The 17,055-nt window shown below is 56.8% G+C and carries 15 protein-coding genes; 5 read left to right on the forward strand and 10 right to left on the reverse strand.

The window, feature by feature from the left end; all coding sequences use genetic code 11:
* Positions 1-2 precede the first annotated feature (2 nt).
* Positions 3-2,258 (reverse strand): NADP-dependent malic enzyme, encoded by a 2,256-nt coding sequence (locus tag ACR3EQ_RS14300; protein WP_480491004.1) that lies wholly within the window; start codon positions 2,256-2,258, stop codon positions 3-5.
* A 162-nt stretch (positions 2,259-2,420) separates the two neighbouring features.
* Here ACR3EQ_RS14300 and mutS point away from each other — a divergent pair, with 162 nt between their 5' ends.
* The gene (mutS, locus tag ACR3EQ_RS14305; RefSeq protein ID WP_480491787.1) at positions 2,421-5,036 is read left to right on the forward strand and encodes a DNA mismatch repair protein MutS; all 2,616 of its coding nucleotides are present in this window, start codon (positions 2,421-2,423) and stop codon (positions 5,034-5,036) included.
* A gap of 58 nt (positions 5,037-5,094) precedes the next feature.
* On the opposite strand, the gene ACR3EQ_RS14310 is transcribed toward mutS, so the two are convergent.
* Positions 5,095-5,658, reverse strand: coding sequence for a nucleotide exchange factor GrpE (locus ACR3EQ_RS14310; protein WP_170612739.1), 564 nt, complete (start codon positions 5,656-5,658; stop codon positions 5,095-5,097).
* Between the two features lie 10 nt (positions 5,659-5,668).
* The gene (gene hrcA / locus ACR3EQ_RS14315; protein WP_480491006.1) at positions 5,669-6,733 is read right to left on the reverse strand and encodes a heat-inducible transcriptional repressor HrcA; all 1,065 of its coding nucleotides are present in this window, start codon (positions 6,731-6,733) and stop codon (positions 5,669-5,671) included.
* A 112-nt stretch (positions 6,734-6,845) separates the two neighbouring features.
* Here hrcA and rph point away from each other — a divergent pair, with 112 nt between their 5' ends.
* The 4 genes from rph to ACR3EQ_RS14335 are packed head-to-tail and all read left to right on the forward strand — an operon-like array spanning position 6,846 to position 9,671.
* A complete protein-coding gene (rph, locus tag ACR3EQ_RS14320; protein WP_170612743.1) occupies positions 6,846-7,559 on the forward strand; it encodes a ribonuclease PH in 714 nt (237 codons plus the stop codon).
* On the forward strand, positions 7,556-8,170 hold the full coding sequence (rdgB, locus tag ACR3EQ_RS14325; RefSeq protein ID WP_170612745.1) for an RdgB/HAM1 family non-canonical purine NTP pyrophosphatase: 615 nt from the start codon (positions 7,556-7,558) through the stop codon (positions 8,168-8,170). Before rph ends, rdgB begins: the two co-directional genes overlap by 4 nt.
* Entirely contained in the window at positions 8,160-9,314 is a 1,155-nt protein-coding gene (gene hemW, locus ACR3EQ_RS14330) for a radical SAM family heme chaperone HemW (RefSeq protein WP_170619057.1), read from the forward strand. Before rdgB ends, hemW begins: the two co-directional genes overlap by 11 nt.
* A gap of 3 nt (positions 9,315-9,317) precedes the next feature.
* Positions 9,318-9,671 (forward strand): YbaN family protein, encoded by a 354-nt coding sequence (locus ACR3EQ_RS14335; protein ID WP_170612749.1) that lies wholly within the window; start codon positions 9,318-9,320, stop codon positions 9,669-9,671.
* On the opposite strand, the gene ACR3EQ_RS14340 is transcribed toward ACR3EQ_RS14335, so the two are convergent.
* The 7 genes from ACR3EQ_RS14340 to ACR3EQ_RS14370 form a co-directional block, all read right to left on the reverse strand.
* Entirely contained in the window at positions 9,661-10,554 is an 894-nt protein-coding gene (locus ACR3EQ_RS14340; protein ID WP_170619058.1) for a ParB/RepB/Spo0J family partition protein, read from the reverse strand. The two genes, ACR3EQ_RS14335 and ACR3EQ_RS14340, sit on opposite strands and share 11 nt — an antisense overlap.
* A 20-nt stretch (positions 10,555-10,574) precedes the next feature.
* Complete coding sequence (locus tag ACR3EQ_RS14345; RefSeq protein ID WP_480491009.1) at positions 10,575-11,378, reverse strand: ParA family protein; 804 nt, start codon at positions 11,376-11,378, stop codon at positions 10,575-10,577.
* Positions 11,371-11,991, reverse strand: coding sequence for a 16S rRNA (guanine(527)-N(7))-methyltransferase RsmG (rsmG, locus tag ACR3EQ_RS14350; RefSeq protein ID WP_170807120.1), 621 nt, complete (start codon positions 11,989-11,991; stop codon positions 11,371-11,373). Before rsmG ends, ACR3EQ_RS14345 begins: the two co-directional genes overlap by 8 nt.
* Positions 11,988-13,856 carry a tRNA uridine-5-carboxymethylaminomethyl(34) synthesis enzyme MnmG gene (gene mnmG / locus ACR3EQ_RS14355; RefSeq protein WP_480491011.1) on the reverse strand — a complete coding sequence of 623 codons (1,869 nt, stop codon included), beginning with the start codon at positions 13,854-13,856 and terminating at the stop codon, positions 11,988-11,990. The genes rsmG and mnmG overlap by 4 nt, the downstream gene beginning before the upstream one ends.
* Positions 13,857-13,868: 12 nt before the next feature.
* Positions 13,869-15,155: a tRNA uridine-5-carboxymethylaminomethyl(34) synthesis GTPase MnmE gene (gene mnmE, locus ACR3EQ_RS14360; RefSeq protein ID WP_170619060.1), complete on the reverse strand. Its 1,287-nt coding sequence runs from the start codon at positions 15,153-15,155 to the stop codon at positions 13,869-13,871.
* A gap of 30 nt (positions 15,156-15,185) precedes the next feature.
* On the reverse strand, positions 15,186-16,457 hold the full coding sequence (gene rho, locus ACR3EQ_RS14365; protein WP_170619061.1) for a transcription termination factor Rho: 1,272 nt from the start codon (positions 16,455-16,457) through the stop codon (positions 15,186-15,188).
* Positions 16,458-16,579: 122 nt separating this feature from the next.
* A complete protein-coding gene (locus ACR3EQ_RS14370) occupies positions 16,580-17,029 on the reverse strand; it encodes a CopD family protein (RefSeq protein WP_170612763.1) in 450 nt (149 codons plus the stop codon).
* Positions 17,030-17,055 lie beyond the last annotated feature (26 nt).

Genomic DNA, 17,055 nt, shown 5'->3' on the forward strand with positions numbered 1-17,055 from the left:
ACTTACCCGATATCGCAAGAGGCCAGGATGGCCATGTTCAGAATGTCATTCGCCGTCGATACGGTCGAGCAGATCTGGATCGGCTTGTCGACCCCGGACAGGATCGGGCCAATCACCGTCGCGCCGCCCATTTCCTGCATCAGCTTGGTTGAAATCGACGCTGAGTGACGCGCAGGCACGATCAGGATATTGGCCGGGCCGGTCAGGCGCGAAAACGGATAGGCCGCCTGCTGATCCACGTTCAGCGCAACATCCACGGTCATCTCGCCTTCGTATTCGAAGTTGACGCCGCGCTGGTCCAGAACCGCTGGCGCGCGGTGCATCTTTTCCGCACGTTCCGAGACCGGATACCCGAAGGTCGAGAAGCTGACAAAGGCGACCCGCGGCTCGATCCCCATATGGCGCGCCACGGCGGCCGAGCGTTCGGCGATTGTAGCCAGGTCGTTCTCGTCCGGCCATTCATGGACAAGCGTGTCGCCGATCAGAACGATGCGCCCCTTATGCAGCAGCGCCGTAACCCCGGCCGCTCCATGGGCGGCGTCGGCATCGAACACGTGATTGATACGATCCAGAACATGCGCGGATTTGCGCGTCGCACCGGTTACAAGGCCGTCTGCGTGGCCGTGGGCCAGCATCAGGGATGAAAACACATGCCTGTCCCGCGCGGCAAGGCGGTGAATATCCTTGGAATCAAAGCCTTTACGCTGAAGCCGGTTGTACAGGAAAGATTTATAAGTCTCGAGATGCGTGGTATTTGCCGCATTCACCACCTCCAACTCACGCACTGCGTCCCCGAGGCCAGCGTCCTCGAGCTTTTTCTTGACGTCATCGGGTCGGCCAACGACCAGGGCCTTGCCGAAGCCCGAACGCTGATACATCACGGCTGCGCGCAACACACGGGGATCGTCACCCTCGGCAAAGATCATCCGGCTTTGCGCGGCGCGGGCGCGGGCGTTCAGACCGCGCAGGATGCTGGCCGTCGGGTCCATGCGGGACTTCAGGCTCAGCTCATAGGCGTCCATGTCGATGATCGGACGGCGGGCCGCACCGGTATCCATCCCGGCCTTGGCCACGGCAGGCGGGATACGGTGGATCAGGCGCGGGTCAAACGGCGTCGGGATGATGTAATCCCGTCCGAATGTCAGAGACTTTCCATAGGCCATCGCAACCTCATCCGGCACGTCCTCGCGTGCCAGATTGGCCAAAGCATGGGCACAGGCGATTTTCATCTCGTCATTGATGGCACGGGCATGGATGTCCAGCGCGCCGCGGAACAGGTAGGGAAAACCCAGAACGTTGTTCACCTGGTTCGGATAGTCGCTACGGCCGGTGGCGACGATGGCATCTACCCGAACCTCGTGCGCTTCTTCCGGAGTGATCTCGGGGTCGGGGTTCGCCATCGCAAAGATCACCGGATTGTCGGCCATGCTGGCCACCATGTCCTGCGTGACCGCACCCTTGACCGACACGCCCAGGAAGACGTCGGCACCCTTCATGGCCTCGTCCAGCGTACGCAGCTCGGTGGAGATCGCGTGGGCCGACTTCCACTGGTTCATACCCTCGGTCCGACCCTGATAGATCACACCTTTGGTGTCGCAGACAATACAGTTGTCATGCCGCGCGCCCATCGCCTTGAGCAGTTCGATACAGGCGATCCCTGCAGCACCCGCACCGTTCAGGACGATCTTCACATCTTCAATCTTCTTGCCCGAGATATGCAGCGCGTTCAGCAGGCCCGCCGCACAGATCACCGCCGTGCCGTGCTGGTCATCATGGAAGACCGGAATATCCATTTCTTCCTTCAGACGCTGTTCGATGATGAAACACTCGGGCGCCTTGATGTCTTCCAGATTGATGCCACCAAAGGTCGGCCCCATCAGTCGCACCGCGCGGCAGAACTCATCCGGGTCCTCGGTATCCAGTTCGATGTCGATCGAGTTCACATCGGCGAACCGTTTGAACAGGACCGATTTCCCCTCCATCACCGGTTTCGAGCCGAGCGCGCCCAGATTTCCCAGACCCAGCACAGCGGTCCCGTTCGAAATCACGGCCACCAGGTTGCCCTTGTTGGTGTAGTCATAGGCCGTTTCGGGCGATTCAGCGATGGCTTCACAGGGAACGGCCACACCGGGGCTGTAGGCCAGCGACAGGTCCCGCTGCGTGGTCATGGGAACGGTGGCCTGCACCTCCCACTTTCCGGGGGTTGGTTCCAGGTGAAAGGCCAGCGCCTCTTCGTTGGTGATCTTCGCTTTGGGCATGTGATGGGTCGTTTCTTTACATCTGCGGGACGATTGCCTCATAGCGCAGGAGAACGCGCGCCTCAACGGGAATGAGTTTTCGGCTTTTACAGAAGATGCGGGATTTGTAAGGTCGCGTCCGGAATACGCCAGAAGGGATCAGCCTTGTCCACAGTCACGCCGATGATGGCGCAATATCTCGAAATCAAAGAGGCCCATGCCGACGCCCTGCTGTTTTATCGCATGGGCGATTTTTACGAGATGTTCTTTGAAGACGCCGTCAACGCCGCCGAGGCGCTGGATATCGCGTTGACCAAGCGTGGCAAGCACAACGGAGCCGACATCCCCATGTGCGGCGTGCCCGTGCATTCCGCCGAAGGGTATCTGCTGACACTGATCCGAAAAGGTTTCCGAGTCGCCGTCTGCGAGCAGATGGAAAGCCCGGCGGAAGCGAAGAAAAGAGGCTCTAAATCGGTCGTAAAGCGCGATGTTGTGCGTCTTGTTACACCCGGCACGTTGACCGAAGACGCGTTGTTGGAGGCTCGCCGCCACAACTTTCTGGCCGCTTATGCCGAGGTCCGGGATGAAGCCGCCTTGGCCTGGGCCGATATCTCGACCGGGGCGTTTCACGTGATGCCTTTGACCTCTGTCCGGCTAAGTCCCGAGCTTGCCCGTCTGGCACCGTCCGAATTGATCGTGGCCGATGGGGTGCAAGACAAGCTGAATGAACCCGTCATGGATCTGGGTGTCTCGCTCACCCCGATCGGGCGCGCCAGCTTTGACAGCACCGCGGCGGAAAAGCGCATCTGCGGATTGTTTCACGTAAGCGCCCTAGACGCATTTGGCAGTTTTGGACGCGCTGAGATTTCAGCAATGGGCGCGCTGATCGCCTATCTGGAAATCACACAAAAGGGCAAACTGCCGCTGCTGCAAACCCCGCTCAAGGAATCCGAAGACCGCGTTGTTCAGATCGACAGCGCAACTCGGCGCAATCTGGAACTCACCCGATCCCTGTCTGGAGGCCGCGCCGGTTCACTGCTGTCTGTGGTCGACCGAACCGTCACACCGGGCGGCGCGCGTCTTTTGGAGCAGCGCCTCTCCAGCCCCTCCCGCAATCTGAATGTCATCCACGGGCGGTTGGATGCGGTGAGTTTTGCGACCGAAGACAGCCTGATCGCTTCGGACCTGCGCGAGGCGCTGAGGAAAACCCCTGATCTGGATCGGGCCCTGTCTCGCCTGTCACTGGATCGCGGCGGTCCGCGCGATCTCGCGGCCATTCGCAACGGCCTGACACAGGCAGCGGCAATTGCCGAGCTTTGTGCGGACCGGGACTTGCCTGTCCTTCTGGCAACGGCGTTGCAAAATCTGGTTGGTTTCGACGACCTGTTGAACCTGCTTGATGAAGCCCTTGTCGCAGAACCCCCGCTGCTGGCCCGCGACGGTGGTTTCATCGCCCCGGGGTATGACACAGAGCTGGACGAGGCCCGTACGCTGCGCGACGAAGGCCGCTCGGTCATCGCGGGCTTTCAGCAGAAATACGCGGAACATACCGGCATCACGTCACTAAAGATCAAGCACAACAATGTACTGGGTTACTTCATTGAAACGACGGCCACCCATGCCCAGAAGATGCTGAGCCCGCCGTTCAGTGAAACCTATATCCACCGCCAGACGACCGCGAACCAAGTACGCTTCACCACGGTTGAACTGTCTGAGATCGAAACCCGCATCCTGAACGCAGGAAATCTGGCGCTGGAGATCGAAAAGCGGCTCTATCAAAGACTTTCTGACGAAATTCTGGACAAAGCCGCGCGCCTAAACCAGGCGGCACGAGGGCTGGCTGAACTGGATCTGACCACCGCTTTGGCGGATCTGGCGCGTGGTGAAAACTGGTGTCGCCCGCAAGTCGACGCCTCGCGTACATTCGATGTCCAGGGGGGCAGACATCCGGTTGTCGAGCACGCATTACGCCAGCAAAGCGGTGACGCCTTCATCGCGAATGACTGCGATCTCAGCGCCAATGGAGGCGCAGCGATCTGGCTGCTGACCGGCCCAAACATGGCCGGTAAGTCAACGTTTCTGCGCCAGAATGCACTGATTGCTTTGCTGGCCCAGATGGGCAGCTATGTCCCCGCTGAACAGGCGCATATCGGTCTTGTCAGCCAGTTGTTCAGCCGCGTCGGAGCATCAGACGATCTGGCCCGTGGGCGCTCGACCTTTATGGTCGAAATGGTCGAAACCGCGGCTATCCTCAATCAGGCGGATGACCGCGCGCTGGTCATTCTTGATGAAATCGGTCGCGGCACCGCCACCTATGACGGTCTGTCCATCGCATGGGCCACGCTGGAACATTTGCACGCCGCCAACCAGTGCCGCGCCTTGTTTGCCACGCACTACCACGAACTGACCGCTCTTGCCGGACAACTGGAAGGCGTCGAAAACGCGACTGTCGCCGTCAAGGAATGGGAGGGAGAAGTCATCTTCCTTCACGAAGTTCACAAGGGCGCGGCCGACAGATCCTACGGAGTTCAGGTCGCGCAGCTCGCCGGACTGCCGGCATCTGTGGTCGAACGGGCCCGCATTGTTCTGGACCAGCTGGAAAAAACCGAACGCGAAGGCGGCAAACAAAAGGCCCTGATCGACGACCTGCCTTTGTTTTCGGCTGCGCCACCTCCACCGCCACCGGCACCGAAAACCTCGCCCGTAACCGACCTGCTGGATCAAGTTCTGCCCGACGAACTGACCCCGCGGGACGCACTTGACCTTATCTACAAACTGAAAGAGGCGGCCAGATCATGACCGCCCCTTCATCTTTTCAAAAATACTCTCGCCGAAGGCTTGGCTTCAAAGAAGCCAATCAGTTCGCAGGCATCGACGATACCCCGACCTGCGCCGGACGCAGCAGGCGGTCATGCAGCATGAACCCCTCGGCCGAAACCTGAATGATATCACCCGCACGAGTCCCCGGCACCGGGGCTTCGAACATCGCTTCATGCACATTCGGATCGAACCGGTCGCCAACCTCGGGTGTGATCACTTCGATTCCATGCTTCTGGAACACGTCCTTCAAGGCCCGCATGGTCAGTTCGACACCTTCGATCAGACCGGCGGCAACCTCTTTCTGTTCATCCGTCACAGTCTCAAGCGCGCGCTTCATGTTGTCGTAGACCGGCAGCATGTCACGGGCCAGTTTCGATCCGCCATACTGTTCCGCATCGCGGCGCGCCTTGTCGCCCCGCTTGCGCGCGTTTTCCGCATCCGCCAGGGCGCGCATGAACTTGTCCTTGAAATCGTCCCGCTCAGCGCGCAGTGCATCGATCTCCAGCGCCTCTTCGCTGATATCCATCAGCTCCTCAGCAAGTTCTTCCGCCTCGGCGGTTGCGATATCATCCAGAAATTCTTCGTTCTTGGGCTCTGCCATCTCTTACCCTCTAGCTCCGGTCGGATATCAGCTTGCCGACCAGTTGCGCCGTATAATCCACGATCGGCACGATCCGTCCATAATTCAGACGCGTGGGCCCGATGACCCCGACCGCACCAATTATCTTACGATCAGCGTTCATATATGGAGACACCACCAAAGAGGAACCCGAAAGTGAGAAAAGTTTGTTCTCTGAGCCGATAAAAATGCGCACACCCTCGCCTTCTTCGGTCAGTTCCAGAAATTCCGCGATGTCCCGCTTGCGTTCCAGGTCATCAAACAGCGTTCGAATGCGGTCCAGTTCCTCGGTCGCGCCGGTCTCCCCCAACAGATTCGCCCGCCCCCGCACGATCAAACGGGCCGAGTCGCCCGCATCGCCGTCCCAAGCAGCCATGCCGCTTTCGACCATCCCGCGCGCCAGCACATCGATTTCTTGCTTCCGCGCATCGATCTGGGTCTGCATCTGGCGCCGCACTTCGCTCAGCGTCCGGCCCTCAATCAGCGCATTCAGGAAATTTGCAGCCTCCCGCATCGAACTGGGTGTCTGACCGGGTGGTGGTGTGAATAGCCGGTTCTCAACATGTCCGTCCGCAAAAACCAGAACGACCAGGGCCCGGTCATGAGCCAGCGATACAAACTCGATATGCTTGATCTCGGATTCGTGCTTTGGGGTCAAAACCAGTGATGCGCCATGTGTCACGTGTGACAAGGCGGAACCGACCCGGTCCAGCATTCCCCCCACATCACCCGCGTTAGAGCCTAATGTCTCATCCATCTTTTGCCGGTCATCCGCTCTCAGATCGCCAACCTCAAGCAGACCATCGACAAACATCCGCAGGCCCATTTGCGTCGGCACCCGACCCGCACTGATATGCGGGCTGTCGAGCAAGCCCAAAAACTCCAGATCCTGCATCACGTTGCGCACGGTCGCGGCGCTGACTTTTTCCGACAGGGTGCGAGTCAGGGTCCGGCTGCCTACGGGCTCACCACTGTCCAGATAACTCTCAACGATCAGCCGGAACACCTCGCGCGACCGGTCATTCATCTCGTTCAGAATTTTACTTGCTTCGCTCATCGGCGGTCCCCTGCTGGGTCGTCATTAAATCGCAGGCAATTGAAAGGTCAATCGGGGTTGCATCGTAAGCCAAGGGGGCGTTATCCCCAAGCCAGCAAACAAAGGATTTTCAATGCGACCCTCTGGACGTGATCTAAACGAAATGCGCCCGGTTTCAATTGAAACGGGCTTTACCAAACATGCCGAAGGTTCCTGTCTGATCAAGATGGGCGATACCCATGTATTGTGTACCGCCACGATCGAGGATCGTGTGCCGCCCTTTATCAAAGGCTCGGGCCTTGGCTGGGTCACAGCCGAATACGGCATGCTGCCCCGCGCGACCAATACAAGAATGCGGCGCGAGGCGGCATCGGGCAAGCAAGGCGGACGCACCGTGGAAATCCAGCGCCTGATCGGCCGCGCCCTGCGCGCCGGTGTGGATCGGGTTGCACTGGGCGAACGTCAGATCACCGTGGACTGCGATGTGATCCAGGCCGATGGCGGCACTCGCTGCGCTTCGATCACCGGTGGATGGGTTGCCTTGCGTTTGGCAGTCAACAAACTGATGAAAACTGGCGATGTGATCTCGGACCCCTTGGTGGACCCTGTTGCAGCAGTTTCTTGCGGTATTTATGCAGGCCAGCCGGTACTGGATCTGGACTACCCCGAGGACAGCGAAGCCGGCGTCGATGGCAACTTTATCATGACCGGGTCGGGCAAACTGATTGAAGTACAGATGAGTGCCGAAGGGTCCGTCTTTAGCCGCACTCAGATGGACCAGCTTATGGATTTGGCGGAAAAGGGCGTGGCGGAATTGGCTGCAGCGCAAAAGGCCGCCGCCGCATGACCCGCAAGTTCGACGGCGACAGGCTGCTGGTAGCCACGCATAACAAAGGCAAGCTCGAGGAGATGGCGCATCTTCTCGAACCCTTTGGAGTGTCCGTCGTGGGCGCCGGTGAAATGGATCTTCCCGAACCGGAAGAAACCGAGGACACGTTCGTCGGCAATGCCCGGATCAAGGCTCATGCCGCTGCCAAGGCCACCGGCCTGCCTGCCCTGTCGGACGATTCCGGAATTACTATCGACGCGCTGGACGGCGCGCCGGGCGTCTACACCGCCGATTGGGCCGAAACCGGCAACGGACGCGACTTCGTCATGGCGATGACCCGCGCGCATAACGAGCTGGAGGAAATAAACGCGCCCTACCCTAGGACCGCGCAATTCCGCAGCACGCTGGTTCTGGCCTGGCCCGACGGACATGATGAAGTGTTCGAAGGTATCGCACCCGGCCACCTGGTCTGGCCCATCCGTGGCGAAGGCGGATTTGGGTATGACCCGATGTTTGTCCCCGACGGATACGACATTACTTTTGCCGAAATGGACCGTTGGGAAAAGAACAAGATCAGCCATCGTGGGCGCGCGGTGGAGATGTTCGTGAAAGGCTGCTTTGGCGGATGATTGGCGCAACGGGGGCTTTGGCCTGTATGTGCATTGGCCTTTTTGCGAGGCCAAATGCCCCTATTGTGACTTCAACAGCCATGTTTCCAGAAATATCGATCAAAAACAATGGTTTGAAGCGTTTCTTGCTGAGCTGGCCCGCTCGGCCGCCGAAACGCCAGGCCGGGTTCTGAACACGATCTTCTTTGGCGGCGGAACACCATCTTTGATGGCGCCGGAAACCGTTGCTGGTGTGATCGAGCAGGCGCGCAGCCTGTGGCGCCCGTCTAACAGCCTTGAAATTACACTGGAAGCCAATCCCGGTTCGGTCGAGGCCGGACGCTTTGCCGCCTATCGTGACGCCGGGGTCAATCGCATTTCGATGGGCATTCAGGCCCTGAACGATGATGATCTGCGCCGTTTGGGACGCATTCACACAGTGGCCGAAGCGCAAGCGGCGTTCGACATTGCCCGTCATTGTTTTGACCGCGTCAGCTTCGACCTGATCTATGCCCGCCAGCACCAAACGCTGGAGGCGTGGAAATCGGAGTTGACCGAAGCACTGAATATGGCGGTGGACCACCTGTCGCTTTATCAACTGACAATCGAAGAAGGCACGGCTTTCGGTGACCGCTATGCAGTCGGCAAACTGCGCGGGCTTCCGGAAGATGACAGTGCGGCAGACATGTATCTGGCCACGCAGGAGATTTGCGAAGCTCATGGTCTGCCGGCATACGAGATTTCAAATCATGCCCGCACAGACGCGGAATCCCGACACAACCTTATATACTGGCGGTACGGAGATTACGTCGGCATTGGCCCCGGTGCACATGGGCGCCTGACGCTATCTGGGCAAAAGATGGCGACAGAAACCTATTTGTCTCCGACCAGGTGGCTGACGGCTGCTTTGAGCGGCAATGGCGAAAAGTCCCGTACCGTCCTGTCATCAAAAGATCAGGCAAATGAATACCTTTTGATGGGGATGCGCATTGCCGAGGGGCTGGACATGGACCGGTTCGCAATCCTTTCCAAAGCCCCGTTGAATCCGGACAAATTGGATGAGCTCGAGTCCTACGGGATGATCAGACGTGATCAAAACCGACTTTTTGCAACCAAAGACGGTCGCGCGGTGCTGAACGCCGTGATCCGCGAATTGTTGGAGTAGCGCATGCAGTTTCTTTGGGCCGGACTGGGGTTGCTATGCGTGGCACTGGCGGTTGTAGGGATTGTCCTGCCGTTGCTTCCAACGGTGCCGTTCTTGCTGCTTGCAGCGTTTTTCTTCGCGCGCTCCTCATCCCGGTTGCACAATTGGCTGATCACCCACAGAACCTTTGGCCCGATGATCCTTGATTGGCAAAGTTCCGGTGCGATCCGCCCGGCAGCAAAAAAGGCGGCAACCTTGTCAGTTGCCGCCGTGTTTGGATTGTCTGTTCTGCTTTCCCTGCCAGCCCATGTCCTGATCATTCAGGCCCTGGTTCTGGGCGGCGTAATGGGTTTTATTTGGACCCGACCTAACGGCTGAGCTTGGCGCACAAATCGTCCAACTGATCCAGGTTTTCATAGGTTAAGACAACCTGGCCCGATTCTGTTCCGGCCTTGTGACTGATGGACACCTTCATCGCAAGGATTGCCGAAAGATCCTTTTCCAGCGCTCTGGTATCCGCATCCTTACCCGCATCCAGATTTCTGGCTCTGGGTGTCGTTGTTGCCGGACCGTTCTGCTTCTTTTTGACCAAAGCTTCGGTTGCCCGTACAGACAACCCATCTCGGACGACAATCTTCGCCAATTCAGACGGGTTTTCGGCCGTGATAAGCGCCCTCGCATGTCCTGCGGATAATTTCCCTTCAATAACAAGGGTTTGAACGTCAATTGGCAGAGACAGAAGGCGGAGTAGGTTGGCTATGTGGCTGCGGCTTTTGCCCAGGGCTTCTGCAAGCTTTTCCTGCGTGTGACCAAAGCGGTCCATCAACTGTTTATAGCCAGCGGCCTCTTCCACCGCGTTCAGATCAGCGCGCTGGATGTTTTCAATGATGGCAACTTCCAGAACCTCGGTATCGTCAAAGTCCCGAACAATGACCGGGATGTCGTGCAGCTGCGCCATCTGTGCGGCCCGCCAGCGTCGCTCCCCCGCCACGATCTCATACTCGCTACCATTGATCTGGCGCACGATCAGCGGCTGGATGATGCCCTTTTCTTTTACCGACGCCGCAAGTTCATCCAATTGATCGGTTGAGAAAGTCCGGCGTGGCTGGTTCGGGTTCGCACGCAGTTTTTCGATCGGAACCTTGAGATCAGGGCGGCGGGATTCAGAAAAGCCGCGCCCATCTGTTTCAGTTGCGACATCAGCCATAAGGGCCGACAATCCCCGCCCCAATCCCCGGGATTTTGTTTTTTTGACGTTCACGTCGGCCTCCTCACTGCTACCTAGGCGGCGGCTCTGTTATTTTTTTGCATGACTTCCCGGGCCAGATGACGGTAGGCCATCGCCCCCAGAGACCCAGAGTCGTACTGCAAGACCGGCAACGCATAAGACGGCGCTTCGCTGACCCGAACATTTCTGGGTATCTTGGTTTTAAATACCATCTCACCCAGATTGTCACGCGCGTCTTTTTCAACCTGGCGGGACAAGTTGTTGCGGTTGTCATACATGGTCAACACAACACCTTCGATTCTCAGGTCCGGATTTGCGGTCTGGCGAACCTCTCGAATAGTCAGCATCAACTGAGACAGCCCCTCAAGCGCGAAGAACTCGCTTTGCAGCGGAACCAGCACCGAATGGGCCGCAACCATGGCGTTGACCGTCAGCAAATTCAGGGACGGCGGGCAATCGATCAGCACATAATCCAACTCAAATTTGTCAATTGCGGTCTGACGTAGCGCATCGTGAAGCAGATAGCTGCGTTTTTCATTGGAAATGAGCTCGATGTCGGCTGAACTCAGATCGACAGTGGCTGGGACAACAAACAGCCCGTCAATCTCCGTTTCCTGAATCACCGCCTCCAGCGGAGCATCGTCAAGAATCAGGTCATAGGTCGTCCAGTCGCGGTCGTCGACGCCAAGACCGGTTGACGCGTTCCCCTGCGGATCAAGGTCCACAACCAGAACTTTACACCCCGCTTCTGCGAGGCCTGCCGCTAAGTTGATCGCTGTTGTGGTTTTCCCTACCCCACCCTTCTGATTGGCAACCGCAATTATCCGAGGCCCTACCGGGCGAGACAGATCAACCACGTGATACTCCTTTGACCTTAAGGATAACGGCTTGGGGTTCGGTTAAACTTCTAATTGGCTCAACATCAAAATTCCATTCCTCACGCGCTTCTTCCAGTTCTTTTTTCCAGTTTGCGCCTTTTGGGAACAGCGCTACGCCGGAATCGGCTAAATGCCTGTCGCAGAACGACAATAACTTGCTCAGATCGGCCAATGCTCTGGCGGATAGCACATCTGCTCCGGCAGGTTCCGCCAACTCGATCCGCTTGGAAACTACAGTGCAATTTGCCCCGCATTCGCGGGCTACGTTTCGCAAGAAAGCCGATTTTCGCTGATCGCTTTCCAGGAAAGTAAATCTGGTATCAGGTGCTTCATCAATGGCCATAAGTGCGCAAACCATGCCCGGGAAGCCCCCTCCGCTACCCAGATCCACCCAATGCCCAAAGCTCTGGGCACAACGGAATACCTGCACGGAATCCAGGATGTGGCGTGTCCAGATCTCCGAAAGACTGTTTTTCGAAACAAGGTTGATCTTAGGGTTCCAGCGATTCACCAAATCTACGTAGGTCTCAAACCGAGCAAATGTTTCACGTGAAACATTCAGCCCGTCAAACAAGGCAAACTCTGAACTCATGCTTTCCGGACCTTCAGGCCGCGCCTTAGTTTTGCAAGAACCAGTGCCAGCGCGGCAGGAGTAACGCCTTCGACCCGGCTGGCCTGTGCAATATTTTCGGGCCTTGCTGACGAGAGTTTTTGCTTCATCTCTGAAGAAAGCCCATCCATCCCGAAATAGTCGAAATCTCGTGGGATTTCATAGGATTCATCCCGCTTCATAGCTTCGACATCCCTTTGCTGACGCGCGATATAATTCGCATAAAGCGCGTCTCGCTCGACCTGCAACCGAATTTCACCTTCAACTTTCTTAAGATCCGGAAGTAACGGAAACAAATTCTCAAAGCTCACATCCGGGAAGGCAAGAATTGCCATTCCATCCCTGCGGTTTCCGTCCTGGTTGACACTAATTCCCGCAGCCCGCACTTCCTTTGGCGTGAAGCTTTGTTCTTTCAGGCGGGACTTAGCCTGATCCAATTTTTTAACCTTTTCTTCAAACTGGTTTTTCCGATGTTCATCAATACAGCCCAGTTTTATTCCGATTGGCGTCAACCGTTGATCTGCATTGTCAGCACGAAGGGACAGCCTGAATTCTGCCCGGGATGTAAACATTCGATAGGGTTCTGCCACACCACGCGTTGTCAGATCGTCGATCATGACACCGATATAGCTGTCGGCCCTTGTAAAGTGAACCGGATCCCGCCCTTGCGCTTCCAATGCCGCATTCAGACCTGCGACCATACCTTGTGCCGCCGCCTCCTCATATCCTGTGGTACCGTTGATCTGACCGGCAAGATATAGTCCCGGTACATCAGGCAAAGACAGTGAACTCGTCAGAACACGTGGATCCACGTAGTCATATTCGATCGCGTATCCAGGTTGCAGTATTTCAGCGGCTTCAAGTCCCTTTATGGACCGCACATAGGCCAGTTGAACATCCTGAGGCAGAGATGTCGAAATTCCATTCGGGTAGATTGTGTGGTCGTTCACACCTTCTGGTTCAAGGAAAACCTGATGGGAATCCTTGTCCGCAAACCTAACGATTTTGTCTTCGATCGACGGGCAATATCTGGGCCCAACACCGTCTATGTGACCGCCATACATTGCCGATCGGGACAGGTTGTTTTGAATTATCTCGTGGGTACGTTCGTTGGTATGGGTGATCCCGCATGAAATCTGTGGAGCAGCAGCCCTTTTTGTCTGAAACGAAAAGAATGTTGGATCCTCATCGCCCTTTTGCTCATCCAGTCCCGACCAATCGATGGTTCTGCCGTCCAATCGCGGTGGTGTCCCGGTTTTGAGACGTGACATCGGAAGATCAAATCCGTCCAGGCGCTCCGCCAGTTTCACCGATGGTCGGTCCCCCATCCGACCTCCGGGCTTTGACACATCTCCGATATGTATCACGCCCCGAAGGAAAGTGCCTGAGGTCAGAATAACAGTTTTCGCGTGAATCTCTGATGAATCAGCCAGTTGAACTCCGGCAACTCGTGATCCATCCATCAGGAAGTCGACGACTTCCCCGGTAATCACGGACAGGTTTTCCTGTCTTTTCGTCGTCGCTTGCATGGCGGACCGATACAACGCGCGGTCAGCCTGTGTTCGGGGGCCCTGCACGGCCGGACCCTTGCGGCGATTAAGCAGGCGAAATTGAATACCAGCCTGATCGGCGACCTGACCCATGACGCCGCCCAGGGCATCAATTTCCCGAACCAGATGCCCCTTGCCCAGCCCGCCGATTGCCGGATTGCAGGACATTACCCCGATATCCGTTTCAGACAAGGTGACCAATGCGGTGGCGGCACCCAACCGGGCTGCGGCATGTGCGGCTTCGGTTCCGGCGTGACCGGCACCAATTACGACGACATCAAACATTGAATGTTTCACGTGAAACACTCCCTACTTACCAAGGCAGAAGCTGGAGAATATTTCATCCAACAGGCTTTCTACATCTATTCTGCCGACCAGTGATTCAAGGGCGCGTATGGCTGAGCGTAGTTCCTCGGCTGCGATATCATACAGATCCGGGCCTGATTCAAGAACGCTTGTTGCGTCGGACAAGGATTGCAGGGCTTTGTTCAGCGATACACGGTGCCGTTCGCGCGTGGCGATACCATGGCTGGTAGATCGATGCGCCAAGACACACGATATCTGGGAGATTAGCTGATCTATCCCTTCCCCGGTTCTCCCTGATATTCCACCTTTAGAATGTGAACGCAGGTCGGATTTAGGAAAGACCTGGATATCTCCTTCGCTCATAGGAACACCCAGATCTTGCGGAGAATCAGCTAAAAATACTCGCAAATCAGCAGCTTCGGCGCGTTTTCGGGCCAGTTCGATTCCTAGGCTTTCAACGTGATCCTCGGTTTCGCGCAACCCGGCTGTGTCCAACAATGTGACAGGCAGCCCGGCAAGGTCCATGCGAACCTCAATCACATCACGGGTTGTTCCGGCAAATTCCGAGGTTATTGCAGCTTCCCGCCCGGCCAAGGCATTTAGCAGAGTGGATTTACCTGCATTCGGCAAACCGACGATGGCCACTTCAAATCCTGTTCGGATTCGTTCGGCTATTTTTACGCCTTCCGCTTCTAGGCGCAGGTCATCCATGACACCCGATACAAGCGACCGCACCTCAGGCGTAACATCTGTCGGCACGTCTTCATCGGCAAAATCGATAACCGCCTCCAACAAGGACGCGGCGCGGATAAGGTCACGACGCCAGCGCTCGGCCAGAACACCCAATTCACCGGCCAAAATCGTTTGCGCCTGTTTACGCTGAGCTTCGGTCTCCGCGTCAATCAGATCGGCCAGACCTTCGACTTGCGTCAAATCCATCTTGCCGTTTTCCAACGCTCTGCGCGTAAACTCTCCGGGTTCAGCCAGCCGCAGATCTTCCATGTCAGACAGACAGCGCAAAACGGCGTTCACTGAAGCCGTACTGCCATGGATCTGCAGCTCAGCCACATCTTCGCCGGTAAAGCTGGCCGGTCCTTCGAAGGTCAGGACAAGGCCATCATCCAACCGCCCACCGTCCTGCGCATACAGGGATCGGAGGTGCATGCCGCGGGAAGGCAATGTACCGCGGGTCAGTTCTGCCGCAGCCTTATGCGCCCGTGGACCAGAGAGGCGGATAACCGCCACCCCTGCTTTGCCTTGCGCGCTGGCCAAGGCGAATATCGTATCCATTCGAAGGCCTCGCGTCGGTTAAGACCTGTGTCAGGTATTCATCGAGTCGAAGAACTCGCCATTTGTCTTGGTCTGCTTCAACTTCGACAACAGGAATTCGATCGCGTCGGTGGTGCCCATCGGGTTGAGGATTCGGCGCAGAACGAAGGTCTTCGCCAGATCACCCTTGTCGACCAGCAGGTCCTCTTTCCGAGTACCCGACTTGAGGATGTCGATCGCCGGGAACACGCGCTTGTCTGCGATCTTGCGATCCAGAACGATCTCCGAGTTGCCTGTACCTTTGAATTCTTCAAAGATAACCTCGTCCATCCGGCTGCCGGTATCGATCAGGGCGGTTGCGATGATGGTCAGCGAACCACCCTCTTCAATGTTCCGCGCCGCACCAAAGAATCGCTTGGGACGTTGCAGAGCATTTGCATCCACACCACCGGTCAGAACTTTACCTGAGGATGGCACTACTGTGTTAAATGCCCTACCAAGTCTTGTGATCGAGTCGAGAAGAATAACAACATCTCGTTTATGTTCGACCAGACGCTTTGCTTTTTCGATCACCATTTCCGAAACAGCCACGTGGCGCGTCGCCGGTTCGTCAAAGGTCGAGGACACAACCTCACCCTTCACCGAGCGCTGCATATCGGTCACTTCTTCCGGGCGTTCATCGATCAGCAGGACGATCAGGTAGCACTCCGGGTGGTTCTGTTCGATCGAATGCGCAATGTTCTGCAGGATCACCGTCTTACCGGTGCGCGGCGGTGCGACGATCAGCGAACGCTGGCCTTTACCAATTGGCGAAACCAGGTCGATGACACGCGCCGATTTGTCCTTGATGGTGGGATCTTCGATTTCCATCTTCAGACGCTCATCCGGATACAGCGGCGTCAGGTTGTCGAACAGGATTTTGTGCTTGGCCTTCTCAGGATCTTCGAAGTTGATCTTGGTGACCTTGGTCAGCGCAAAATAACGTTCGTTCTCATCTGGTGCCTTGATCTCGCCTTCAACCGTGTCCCCGGTCCGCAGTGAGTGCAGGCGGATCATGTCAGGCGAGACATAGATATCGTCCGGACCCGGCAGATAGTTTGCCTCGGGCGAGCGCAGGAAGCCGAATCCGTCCTGCAGCACTTCAAGCACGCCATCACCGCCAACGGTCCAGCCATCATCCGCGCGTTCGCGCAGAATCTGGAACATCATCTCGCCTTTCCGCATGGTCGAGGCGTTTTCAATCTCCAGTTCTTCGGCCATCGCCAGAAGATCTTTGGGGCTTTTGGCTTTCAGGTCAGCCAGATTCAGGGCTTCAGTTGTCATGATATATACCTTCACCGCTGGCATCGCGGCACGAAGTGGAATTTCAGTACGGAAGATACGCCGCCCGGACGGGCGTGTTGATCCCTACATAAGCGCGACGGCTGGCGGAGTCAAACAGGCCTTCAGAACTTCAGAATGACCGCCAGAACGATGGCAACCATCAAAACGGTCGGTACCTCGTTCATCATGCGATACTGGCGCCCTGTGAGCTTGTTTCGGCCTTCAAGAAAGTCCTTTCGACGTGCCATTAGCCAGTGATGGAACCAGGTCATACCGATCACCGCTGCGCCTTTGACCCAGGGCCAGGACCAATCCCAGCCGACGATACCCGGAGTAAACACCATGATCAGGCCACAGGCCCAGGCTACGATCATTGCCGGGCGCATGATGACCCGTAACAGCTTTTCTTCCATTTCAAAGAAAATCTGTTCAGCCCCGTCGACGGATTGCGCCTTTTCCACGTGATAGACGAACAGTCTGGGCAAATAGAACAAACCTGCCATCCAAGAAATCACGGCCATGATATGTAAAGACTTCACCCACGGGTAAATCGTGAAAAGAAGATCGGTCATTCTGGCTCCGGGCGTTGCTCGGAACT

Source organism: Ruegeria sp. AN11, from assembly GCF_056536005.1.